Raw genomic sequence first — 11,952 nt, 5'->3', positions numbered from 1 at the left:
GGGGGGGGGGGGGGGGGGGGGGGCAGGGGGTAAGGGCAGGCACTGGCGTGCCACCGGCATGACTTCGCAGGGGCGCCCCGCCCTCACCCCAACTCTCTCCCGCAAGCGGGAGAGAGAGCACACAAATTGCGTAGGCCGAGGTTGCCGAACTCCGGCCGCAATACCAATCAGAACCTGAAGTTCGCCGTCAGCATGCCAAAGCGCCCTGCGCCCAGCGCGCCGTAGTGGTTGTGCGCCTTGGTGTAGTACGTCTTGTCGAACAGATTCTGGATATTGAGCTGCAGCGACAGGTTCTTGTTCACCGTGTAGGCGCCCATCAGGTCAAAGCGCCAGTACGACGGCACGTACAGCGAGTTGGCCGGATTGGCATAGACCTTGTCGACATAGTACGCACCCGCGCCCACCGTCAGCGCCGGCAGCACCTGGTAGGTGGTCCACAGGCTGAAGCTGTTCTTCGGCGTATTGGGGAACTGGTTACCGTTGTTGGCCGCGTTGACTGCCTGCGGACCGTTGTCGATCAGCTCGCTGTTCAGGTAGGTATAGCCGCCGAACACGCCCCACTTGTCGGTCAGGCTGCCGGCAAAGCCCAGTTCGAAGCCCTTCACGCGCTGCTTGCCGGCATTGATCGTGGTGTTGGCGTCAACCGCGACCCGCGCATTGTTCTTCTCGATCTGGAAGATCGCACCGGTCAGCGACAGGCGGCTGGCCAGCAGGTCCCACTTGGTGCCGATTTCCACCGAACGCGAGGTTTCCGGCTCCAGGTTGCGTTGCGCCAGGGTAATGTTGTCCGCGCCGTCGCCATTGGTTGAGCCCGGCGGCGTCGACGAAGTACCGTACGACACATAGATGCTGCCGTACTCGACCGGCTTGTAGACCACGCCCGCCTGATAGTTGAAGAAGTGCGACTTGTTGCGGACATCCAGCTGCGCCACGGCCGCGCCGGTGTTCGGGTTGGTGTACGCGTTGGCGAAGGCGTGCGTGTCGTAGTTGTCGTAGCGGACACCGCCGTTGACCAGCCACTGCTTGGTGATCTCCACCGTATCGAACAGGTAGACCGACTGCGTGTTGGTGGTCGTGGTGGTGGTGACCGGCATCTTGCTGATGCTGCCGCGCCACGGGTCGTTCGGGTTCGGGTTGGCCAGCGGCGCGCAGTCGAAGCTGGCCACCAGCGATGCGTTGCAGATGCCCGCGGCCGCCGCCCGGTTGGCCGAGACCACGTTGTACGGGGTGTTATCGGTATCGTCGCGGCTGAACTCAAAGCCGAACAGCACGGTGTGCTTGAGGCTGCCGGTGTCGAACTTGGCGCTCAGGTCGGTCTGGTTGGTCAGCGTCTCGGTGGCCGAATCGCGGCTCTTGGTGTTGCGCCAGACAAAGCCGCGCGGCACGTTGCCCTTGCTGTCGTCAGGGTTGGTGACGATGTAGTTGTTGCTGGCGCGGCCCCAGCGGCTGGTGTTGCTGAACACCAGGCCGTTGCGGAAGTCATGCTTGACCGTGGCCGTGGCGATATCGGACTGCGTCTTCTGGAAATCGCGGTCGGTCAGGCCGTAGAAATTGTTGCGGTCGACACTGGCCGGCTGCGACGGATTGGCCTTGCTCGACTGGCTGGCGGGACGCGAATACGGGATGCTGTAGTCCGGCATGCCGTTGCCCTGCAGGTGGTAGTACGACAGCGTGACCTGCGTGGGCGAATTCAGGCCAAAGGTCACGGACGGCGCGAAGCCCCAGGAGTTCTGGTCGACCTCATTGCGGCCGGGCACGTTGGCGGAATACCCCAGCGCATTCAGGCGCACGGCAGTGTTGTCGTTGAGCACGTAGTTGCCGTCAGCCGTGGCACGGAAATACGAGTCCGTGCCCACCCCCACCGAGCCCTGCGCGAAGTTCTCGCTGGTCGGCAACTTCGACACGATGTTGATCATGCCGCCGGCCGAGCCCTTGCCGCCAAAGGCCGAGCTCGGGCCCTTGATAACTTCGATGCTTTCGATATTGAAGGTGTCGCGGGTCTGCGAAGCGGTGTCGCGCACGCCGTCGACATAGATGCTCGACATCGAGTCGAAGCCGCGGATGAACGGACGGTCGCCGATCGGGTTGCCGCCTTCGCCGGCGCCGAAGGTAATGCCCGGCGTGGTGCGCAGCGCGTCCTGCAGAGAGTTGGAACCGGTCTGCTGCACCACCTGTGCCGGCACCACCGTGACGGACTTGGGGGTATCCAGCAACGGCGCGGTGAACTTGGCCGACTGGGCCTCATCCACCTTGTAACCATCATCCTTCGCCCCTGTCACCGTCACGCTTTGCAGCGTCACGGGCTTGGTGCCGGCGCTGGCCGCGGCGGCAGGCTGGCTCTCCTGTGCCGCAGCGCCCTGCATGGCAAACACTGCCACGGCGCCGGCCAGCGCCCCGGCCAGCGGATTCAGCCGGAACGTGTCCTGTTGTTGTTTCACGATCTACCTTCCCTTTGTTGCTTTGTAGTTTTCTTGACTCGATCTGTGCGTGGTCATGAAGACAGGGCTCAGGCAGCGTGAAAGCTTTGATTCATGTCATCCATAACGGCGGGCGATTATAAGATGGCCGAAATCAAAACACAAACAAGAATCATTCCTATTCAATCATCAAAAGTGTCGAATATCCGGCCGAAGATGGCAGAAATGGCTGCATATGCCACTTTTCACGTGACAATATAGCCACTTCCCGGTGATGTACGGCAGCTTGTTGACTAGTCTACTTAGCAGCAGCAGCGGGCGGGCCTGGCGCCTGCGGGAGCGCGCGCCCGGCGGGGATTTCCCGTCACTGCCAGGGCGCTGACAACCTATTGATTCTTTTGATGTTTCAGCCCGGCTGAAGCGGTGTCGCAGGGTGCGGCTGGGCCTTGGCGCCGGGTCGCGGCAGACCCGGCGCATATCCACGGCGAGCGCCGGATCAAACCTCCAGCCACTCCTTTCTCACCTGCGAGTTGGCCTTCAGCTCAGCGGGCGTGCCTTCGAACACGATATGCCCGTGCCCCATCACGTAGACGCGCTGGGAAATATCCAGCGCGATCGCCAGCTTCTGCTCGATCAGCAGCACGGAAATACCCCGCTCCTTCAGCGTCTTCAGGTAGTCCCCGACCAAGGCCACGATCATCGGCGCCAGGCCTTCCGTCGGTTCGTCGATCAGCACCAGGTCGGGGTCGCCCATCAGCGTGCGGCACAGCGTCAGCATCTGCTGCTCGCCGCCGGAGAGCACGCCGGCCGAGGTGTTCTCGCGCTCCTTCAGCCGCGGGAACATGTTGAACATGTCCTCGACGGTCCAGCGCGGCCTGGCCTGCCGCGGGTTGCGCTTCTCCCCCAGCAGCAAATTCTGCCGCACGGTCAGCGTCGGAAAGATGTCCCGGTTCTCCGGCACATAGCCAATCCCGAGGTGCGCGATTTCAAAGGTGCGCCGCCCCAGGATCTCTTCGTCGCGAAACCGCACCGAACCCTCGGCCTTGACCATGCCGAGGATGGCCTTGGCCATGGTCGAGCGCCCCACCCCGTTGCGGCCCAGCAGCGCGACGATCTCGCCTTCGTCGATATGCGCGTCCACGCCGTGCAGGATATGGCTCTTGCCGTAGTAGGCGTGCAGGCCCTGGACATTCAGCATGCGCTTGCCCATCAGTGCGCTCCTTCGGTGGCTTCCTCGTCGAGGGTGGTGCCCAGGTAGGCTTCCTTGACCTTGCGGTTGTTGCGGATGGCTTGCGGGGTATCCGTGGCAATCACTTCGCCATAGACCAGCACCGAGATGCGGTCGGCCAGGCCGAACACCACGCTCATGTCGTGCTCCACCATCACCAGCGTCTTGCCGACGGTGACCTTGCGGATCAGTTCGACCGCGTGATCGGACTCGGAGCGGCTCATGCCCGCGGTGGGCTCGTCCAGCAGGATCACCTCGGCGCCGCCGGCGATGGTGATGCCGATCTCCAGCGCACGCTGCTCGGCATAGGTCAGCAGGCCCGCCTGGCTGTCGCGGCGGTGCTGCATGCCGATCAGCTCCAGCACCTCCTCCGCGCGCTCGCGCGTGTCCCGCAGGCCCTTGAGCCGGTGCCAGAACGAATACTTGTAGCCGAGCGACCACAGCACCGCGCAGCGCAGGTTCTCGAACACCGACAGCCGATGGAAGATGTTGGTGATCTGGAAGCTGCGCGACAGCCCCATGCGGTTGATCACGAAGGGCTGCAGCCCGCCGATCTCCGCGCCATTGAGCCGCACGGTCCCGCTGCTCGGCGCAAACCGGCCGGAAATCAGGTTGAAGGTCGTCGACTTCCCTGCGCCATTGGGCCCGATCAGCGCATGGCGCTCACCCTTCGGGATGCTCAGGTTCACGCCGCGGATGATTTCCGTCTGGCCGAACTTCTTGCGTACATCGGTCAGTTCAAGTGCCGCTGTCATGCCCTGCCTCCTGCGATTTCCATCTGTACCTTGTCCCACGCACTGCGCACCCGCGCCGCCGCCAGGCGCCACGCGAACAGGCCAACCGCCCACAGCGCGGCCGCCGCCAGCCATGGCGTCCAGGTCGCGGCATCGAAGCCGACGCCGAACAGCGACATCGTGGTGCCGTTGGCGCTGTCGACCTGCACCTTGTAGACCAGTTCGACCGTCAGGATCATGGCCAGCAGCAGCACCACGCCGGCGCCGCCGGCACGCGCGTAGGACGGCAGCATGCGGCGCAGCTTGCCCTTGCCCAGCAGCGGCATCTGCATCAGCAGCAGGCTGGCCAGCCCGCCCGGCACGAACATCACCATCAGCACGAAGAACAGGCCCAGGTACAGCAGCCAGGCCTTGGTCAGGTCCGACAGCGCCACCGCGAACAGCACGAACACCACCGCACCGATGATGGGCCCGAAGAACACGCCCGCGCCGCCGATGAACACCGCCAGCAACACGCCGCCGGAGCGCACCGCGCTGACGTTCTCGGCCGAGACGATCTCGAAGTTGATGGCGCCCAGCGCCCCGGCGATACCGGCGAAGAATGCCGACAGGATCAGCACCAGGTAGCGCACGCGCTGGGTGTTGTAGCCGATGAACTCGACCCGCTCGGGGTTGTCGCGCACGGCGTTGGCGATGCGGCCCAGCGGCGTCTGCGTCCAGGCGTACATCGCCACCATCGACAGCAGGCACCACGCCGCGATCAGGTAGTACACCTGGCGCCCCGGCCCGAAGGTGATGCCCAGGAACGGGTCGCCGACCACGCGATTGGTGGAGATGCCGCCCTCGCCGCCGAAGAACTCCGGGAACATCAGCGAGCTGGCGAACACCATCTCGCCGATGCCCATGGTGATCATGGCGAAGGTGGTGCCGGACTTCTTGGTGGTGACGTAACCGAAGATCACGCCGAAGAAGGCGCCCGCCAGGCCGCCCACCAGCGGCAGCATCGACACCGGCAGCCAGACCTTGCCCGCCCCGACCATATTCAGCACATGCACCGCGATAAACGCGCCCAGGCCGGAGTAGACCGCGTGGCCGAACGACAGCATGCCGGTCTGCCCGAGCAGCATGTTGTACGACAGCGCGAAAATGATCATGATGCCCATCTGCGACATCAGCGTGATGGCGAAGCCCCCGGTGAAGATCAGCGGCAGCACCAGCATGACCAGCACGGTCAGGCTCCAGATGATCCAGCGCGCCAGGTTCAGCGGGCGGTAGCGCAGGGTGCGGCCGGTCACCACCGGCTCGCGGGGTTGTTGCATCGCTTGCTCCATGGCGTCAGCTCTCCCGGGTTCCCATCAGTCCACGCGGGCGGAAGATCAGCATCACCACCAGCAACAGGTACGGCAGCACCGGCGCCACCTGGGCCACCGTGAGCTTCCACAAGGAATAGAACGGCGTGGCCTCGCTGACCGCCAGCCCCAGGCTGGTCATCAGGCCCGCCAGCGAGGCGTCGATGGTGACCGCGAAGGTCTGCAGCACGCCGATCAGGATCGACGCAATGAAGGCGCCCACCAGCGATCCCATGCCGCCCACCACCGCCACCACGAACACGATCGAGCCGACCGCCGCGGCCATCGACGGCTCGGTGACGAAGGCATTGCCCCCGATCACCCCCGCCAGCCCCGCCAGCGCGGCGCCGCCGCCAAACACCATCATGAACACGCGCGGCACGTTGTGGCCCAGCGCCTCGACCATTTCCGGGTGCGTCAGCGCGGCCTGGATCACCAGCCCGATGCGGGTACGCGTCAGCACCAGGTAGATCGCCACCAGCATGCCCAGCGACACCAGCATCATGAAGGCGCGGTACTTGGGGAAGGACGAGGTGAACACCGTGAACAGCGGCCCGTCCAGCTCCGCGGGGATACGGTACGGCACCGCCGCCAGGCCCCACACCAGCTTGACGCCCTCTTCCATCAGGTAGGCCAGGCCGAAGGTGAACAGCAGCTCGGCCACGTGGCCGTACTTGTGCACCGTGCGCAGGCCGAAGCGCTCCACCAGCGCACCCGCGCCGGCCACCAGCAGCGGCGCGAAGATCAGCGCCGGCCAGAACCCGACCTTGCTGGCGATGGTGTAGGCAAAGTAGGCGCCCAGCATGTAGAAGCTGGCGTGGGCAAAGTTGAGCACGCCCATCATGCTGAAGATCAGCGTAAGGCCCGATGACAGCATGAACAGCAGCAGCCCGTAGCTGATGCCGTTCAGCAGTGAGATGACGAAGAATTCCACAGCGTGTCCTTCAAGCTGGCGCCGCCATGCGTGGGCATGCCGGCATCCGTCCGGTTGGATTGAGGGTGAGCGTCCCCCTCCGGGGGCGGATGCCCGCCCCGGACGCTCCCCGGTATCGACCGAAAAAGACCGAAAGTATGCAGGATCGGGCGGCCACTTTGTCAGCGCGGCCGGCCCGTCACGGACAGGATCAGCCCGGCCGCTTCATCTGGCAGGAGGTCGGCTGGGCCGACACGTACTGGTCCATCAGTGCGTTGGTCTTCCAGCCGTAGCCGGTGTTTTCCTGGTCGTACTTGATTTCCTTGCCGTCCACCTTGGTCCAGGTGGCGACCACCAGCGGCTGCTGCGCCTGGTGATCCGAGTTGCGCATCTCGACCGTGCCGTTCATGCTGTCGACCTTGATGCCCTCGAGCGCCTTGGCGACCTTGGTCGGATCGGTCGAGCCGGTGTCCTTGAAGGCCTTGGCCAGCATGGCAATGCCGGTGTAGGAAGCCATCACGTAGAAGTCATCGTTGTACTTCTTCTTGAAGCCCTCGATGACATCCGCCCCCTTGAACCCCTTGTTGTTGGGGTTGTAGTAGCCGACATACTTGACGTGCTCGGCGCCGGTGGCGCCCATCGCCGTGGGCACGCCGGTGGTGCCGGCATAGTAGGTGTAGTAGTTGGTGGTCAGGCCGGCGTCCTTGCCCGCCTTGATCAGCAGCGCCAGGTCGCTGCCCCAGTTGCCGGTGATCACGGTATCGGCGCCAGAGGCCTTGATCTTGGCCGCGTACGGGGCAAAGTCCTTGACCTGCGCCAGCGGGTGCAGGTCTTCACCGACGATCTGGATGTCCGGGCGCTTGCGCTTCAGGTAGTCCTTGGCCGCGCGCGCCACCTGGTGGCCGAACGAGTAGTTCTGGTTGATCAGGTAGACCTTCTTGACGTTCGGGTCCTTGGCCAGGAAGGTGGTCAGCGCCTCCATCTTCATGTCCGAGTTGGCGTCGAGCCGGAAATGCCAGAAGTTGCATTTGGCATTGGTCATGTCCGGGTCCACCGCGGCGTAGTTCAGGTAGACGATTTCCTTGCCCGGATTGCGCTCGTTGTGCTTGGCCACCGCGTCCTGCAGCGCCAGCCCGACTGAAGAGCCGTTGCCCTGCACGATATAGCGGATGCCCTGGTCGACCGCCTGCTTGAGGATGGTCAGGCTTTCCTGCGGCGACAGCTTGTTGTCGAAACCCACCACCTCAAACTTGTGTGCGCCGGCCCAGTTCTTCTGGTTGGCGATGTCGGCCACATACTGCCAGCTCTTGAGCTGGTTCTGCCCAACGGGAGCCATCAGCCCCGAGAGCGGGTCAATGAAGGCGATCTTCACCGTATCCGCGAGTGCGGTACCTGAAACCAGCGCAGAACCCAGTGCGGCAAACACGGCCACACCGGCCACCAGCGGACGCATTTTGGTCATACCTGTCTCCTTCACTCTTGTCGTTGGCTTGTCGTTGAATTTGGCTGGCTGCGCGGCACCCTCCATGCCACGCCGTGCAGCCGGCCCCGAACACGCCATGCCGCAAGCAGGCATGGCGCACCGGAAAGCGCGTGCCGGCGTCAGGCGGTCGGCAGCTTGTAGTCCTTGAACTGCTCGCGCAGCTTGAGCTTCTGCATCTTGCCGGTCGCGGTCAGCGGGATCTCGGTGACAAAGGCCACGTCGTCCGGGATCCACCACTTGGCCACCTTGCCTTCGAAGAACTGCAGCAGCTCTTCGCGGGTGACTTCGGCGCCGGGCCTCTTCACCACCACCAGCAGCGGGCGTTCGTCCCACTTGGGGTGGTAGGCCGAGATGCAGGCCGCCATATGCACCGCGGGGTGCGCGGCGGCGACGTTCTCGATATCGATCGACGAGATCCATTCGCCGCCGGACTTGATCACGTCCTTGCTGCGGTCGGTGATCTGCATGAAGCCGTCGGCGTCGATGGTGGCGACGTCGCCGGTCGGGAACCAGCCGTCGGCCAGCGGGTTGGCATCGTTGCGGAAGTAGCGGTCGATGATCCACGGCCCGCGCACCATCAGGTCGCCGAAGGCCTTGCCGTCCCACGGCAGCTCGTTGCCGTCGCCATCGACGATCTTCATGTCGACGCCGAAGATCACGCGGCCCTGCTTTTCCTGGATCTTGTGGCGGTCGGCGTCGGACAGGTCCTGGTGCTTGGCCAGCAGCTTGCACGACGTGCCCAGCGGCGACATCTCGGTCATGCCCCAGGCGTGGATCACCTCCACATCCAGCGCCTCGAGCGCGCGGATCATCGCCGGCGGCGCGGCCGAGCCGCCGATCACCGTGCGGTGGAAGGTGGAGAACTTGAGCTGGTTCGATTGCACATACTGGAGCAGGCCGAGCCACACCGTCGGCACGCCGGCGGAGAAGGTCACCTTCTCCTGCTCGAACAGTTCATAGATCGAGGCCCCGTCCAGCTTGGCACCGGGCAGCACCAGCTTGGCGCCGACCAGCGGCACCGAATACGGCAGGCCCCAGGCATTGACGTGGAACATCGGCACCACGGGCAGGATCACGTCGCTGGCGGAGCAGCCCAGCGCGTCGGGCAGTGCCGACGCATACGAGTGCAGCACCGTCGAGCGGTGCGAATACAGCGCGCCCTTGGGATTGCCGGTGGTGCCCGAGGTGTAGCACAGGCTCGAGGCCTGGTTCTCGTCGAACTGCGGCCACTCGTAGTTGCCGTCCTGGGCCTCGACCAGTTCCTCGTAGCACAGCAGCGGCACCTTGGATTCGGCCGGCATATGCGCGCGGTCGGTCATCGCCACCCAGCCCTTGACGTTGGGGCAATGCGGCGCCACGCCTTCCACCAGCGGCAGGAAGGTCAGGTCGAAGAAGATATAACCGTCTTCCGCGTGGTTGACGATATAGGCGATCTGCTCGGGGAACAGGCGCGGGTTGATGGTATGGCAGACGGCGCCCATGCCGGACACGCCGTAGTAGATCTCGAGGTGGCGGTAGCCGTTCCAGGCCAGTGTGCCGACGCGCTCGCCCTGCTTCACGCCCAGTGCGCCGAGCGCCTGCGCCAGCTTGCGCGAGCGCAGTTCGCAATCGCGGTACGTATAGCGATGCAGGTCGCCCTCCGTGCGCCGCGAGACGATCTCGGTGCTGCCGTAGTAACGCGCGGCGTGTTTGATGATGGAGGAAATGAGCAGCGGCGCGCTCATCATTTGACCCATCAATGCCATGAAGCTGCCTCCTGAAAGTCTTGTGTAGTTCGCCTGAAAACGAACAACCGTACTATTTTTTGGCGGTCGTTTCCATGCACCAAATCGGCGTCCGGCCGGTCTCGTTGTGCACTGCCGTACTGTCGTTGCGTATTGCCGTCGGGGTTGCCGTCGGTATTGCCATTGAATTCGGGGCCGCAATTCTGCGAAAAACCCATGCACCGGATTCATGTGCGCACTGAAGGAGGAAAATAACCGTGCGGTGCATGGCGGCATGACTCGGTGGGGCGCGGTCGAGTGCCGTTGAGGACGTACAATACTGCGTGGCATGTTGCACCTCAACATGTCGTTTTCCCTAGCCACCATCGCATTTCCGTGCCCCCGGCATGCCGCGCTGCACCGCCTTTCAGGCGCTTCGCCGGCACCTGGATGGCCGCACGGATTTCGCACCGCCCCCTTGCGCCCCGGCGCCCTTACGCGATGCCAGACACGCCCCAGCCACAAGCCCCGCAGCCCTTCGACGCAGCCGCTCCCGCCACGCTGTCCGTGCCCTGGCGCACCGCGCCCGGCTTCGCCGAGCTCGGCGCGCAGTTCTTCACACGGCTGCGCCCGACGCCGCTGCCATCACCCTACCTGGTGGGGGTGGCGCCGGCCGCGGCGGCCCTGCTCGGCTGGGATGCCGGCATCGGCAGCCAGCAGGATTTCATCGAGACCTTTATCGGCAACCAGGTGCCGGACTGGGCCGACCCGCTCGCCACCGTCTATTCCGGGCACCAGTTCGGGGTCTGGGCCGGCCAACTCGGCGACGGCCGCGCCATCCGCCTGGCGCAGGCGCAGACCGAGGCCGGCCCGTGGGAAATCCAGCTCAAGGGCTCGGGCCTGACGCCCTACTCGCGCATGGCCGACGGCCGCGCGGTGCTGCGCTCGTCGATCCGTGAGTACCTGTGCTCCGAAGCCATGGCCGCACTGGGCGTGCCGACCACGCGCGCGCTGGCTATCATGGGCTCGGACGCGCCGGTGCGCCGCGAGACCATCGAGACCGCCGCGGTGGTGACCAGGCTGTCGCCGACCTTTATCCGCTTCGGGCACTTCGAGCATTTCGCCGCGCACGACGACGCGGCCGCGCTGCGCAAGCTGGCGGATTTCGTCATCGACAACTTCATGCCCGCGTGCCGCGACGACGCCCAGCCCTACCAGGCGCTGCTGCGCGAGGTCTCGCTGCGCACCGCCGACCTGATCGCGCACTGGCAGGCGGTGGGCTTCTGCCATGGAGTGATGAACACCGACAATATGTCGATCCTGGGCCTGACCATCGACTACGGCCCGTTCGGCTTCCTCGACGCATTCGACGCCAACCACATCTGCAACCACTCCGACACGCAGGGCCGCTACGCCTACAGCCAGCAGCCGCAGGTGGCATTCTGGAACCTGCACTGCCTGGCCCAGGCGCTGCTGCCGCTGTGGCTGGCACCGGAGGATGCCGACAAGGAAGGCGCGCGCGACGCCGCCGTGGAAGCCGCGCGCGCGGCACTGGACCCGTTCCGCGACCGCTATGCCGCCGCATTCTTCCGCCACTACCGCGCCAAGCTGGGCCTGCGCCCGCCTGCCGGCGGCGATGACAAGAGCGATGAGCCGCTGCTGACCAGCCTGTTCCAGCTGCTGCACGGCCAGCGCGTGGACTACACGCTGTTCTGGCGCAAGCTGTGCGGCATTTCGTCCACCGATGCCTCGCGCGACGCGCCGGTGCGCGACCTGTTCCTGGACCGCGCCGCCTTTGACACGTGGGTGGCCGACTACCGCGTGCGCCTGCGCGCCGAGCAGTCGCACGATGCCGCGCGCGAACTGGAAATGCTGGCAGTCAACCCCAAATACGTGCTGCGCAACCACCTGGCCGAAACCGCGATCCGGCACGCACGCGAGAAGAACTTCAGTGAAGTGGACCGCCTGCTGGCGGTGCTGTCGCGCCCTTTCGACGAACAACCGGAAGCAGAGCACTACGCGGCGCTGCCGCCGGACTGGGCCTCCGGCCTGGAGGTCAGTTGCTCGTCGTGACGCCATGTGATCCGCGCCCTGCACGCCGGCGCCAGCCGGTGTAAGGTTCGCG

The 11,952-nt window shown here is 65.0% G+C and carries 8 protein-coding genes; 1 reads left to right on the top strand and 7 read right to left on the bottom strand.

All coding sequences use genetic code 11. From position 1 onward, the window contains the following. Positions 1-167: 167 nt before the first annotated feature. From CF68_RS15555 to CF68_RS15525, 7 genes are all read right to left on the bottom strand, one after another. Positions 168-2,438, bottom strand: coding sequence for a TonB-dependent siderophore receptor (locus tag CF68_RS15555; protein ID WP_304413117.1), 2,271 nt, complete (start codon positions 2,436-2,438; stop codon positions 168-170). Between the two features lie 475 nt (positions 2,439-2,913). Further along, on the bottom strand, positions 2,914-3,627 hold the full coding sequence (locus tag CF68_RS15550) for an ABC transporter ATP-binding protein (RefSeq protein ID WP_035820240.1): 714 nt from the start codon (positions 3,625-3,627) through the stop codon (positions 2,914-2,916). Next, the gene (locus CF68_RS15545) at positions 3,627-4,400 is read right to left on the bottom strand and encodes an ABC transporter ATP-binding protein (protein ID WP_010810049.1); all 774 of its coding nucleotides are present in this window, start codon (positions 4,398-4,400) and stop codon (positions 3,627-3,629) included. Before CF68_RS15545 ends, CF68_RS15550 begins: the two co-directional genes overlap by 1 nt. Further along, positions 4,397-5,710 carry a branched-chain amino acid ABC transporter permease gene (locus CF68_RS15540; RefSeq protein WP_035820237.1) on the bottom strand — a complete coding sequence of 438 codons (1,314 nt, stop codon included), beginning with the start codon at positions 5,708-5,710 and terminating at the stop codon, positions 4,397-4,399. Before CF68_RS15540 ends, CF68_RS15545 begins: the two co-directional genes overlap by 4 nt. 4 nt (positions 5,711-5,714) lie before the next feature. After that, positions 5,715-6,662, bottom strand: a complete 948-nt coding sequence (locus tag CF68_RS15535) for a branched-chain amino acid ABC transporter permease (protein WP_010810051.1) — start codon at positions 6,660-6,662, stop codon at positions 5,715-5,717. A 190-nt stretch (positions 6,663-6,852) separates the two neighbouring features. Further along, positions 6,853-8,103 carry a branched-chain amino acid ABC transporter substrate-binding protein gene (locus CF68_RS15530; RefSeq protein ID WP_035820234.1) on the bottom strand — a complete coding sequence of 417 codons (1,251 nt, stop codon included), beginning with the start codon at positions 8,101-8,103 and terminating at the stop codon, positions 6,853-6,855. Between the two features lie 140 nt (positions 8,104-8,243). Then, positions 8,244-9,869 (bottom strand): 3-(methylthio)propionyl-CoA ligase, encoded by a 1,626-nt coding sequence (locus tag CF68_RS15525; protein ID WP_035820232.1) that lies wholly within the window; start codon positions 9,867-9,869, stop codon positions 8,244-8,246. A 459-nt stretch (positions 9,870-10,328) separates the two neighbouring features. On the opposite strand from CF68_RS15525, the gene CF68_RS15520 reads away from it, so the two are divergent. Further along, the gene (locus CF68_RS15520) at positions 10,329-11,900 is read left to right on the top strand and encodes a YdiU family protein (protein WP_035820230.1); all 1,572 of its coding nucleotides are present in this window, start codon (positions 10,329-10,331) and stop codon (positions 11,898-11,900) included. The last annotated feature ends 52 nt before the right edge of the window (positions 11,901-11,952 follow it).

Origin of the sequence: Cupriavidus sp. SK-4, from assembly GCF_000611125.1 — a bacterium.
In the GTDB taxonomy this organism is placed as follows: Bacteria; Pseudomonadota; Gammaproteobacteria; order Burkholderiales; family Burkholderiaceae; genus Cupriavidus; species Cupriavidus necator.
This window is presented reverse-complemented; position numbering and strand designations above follow the sequence as displayed.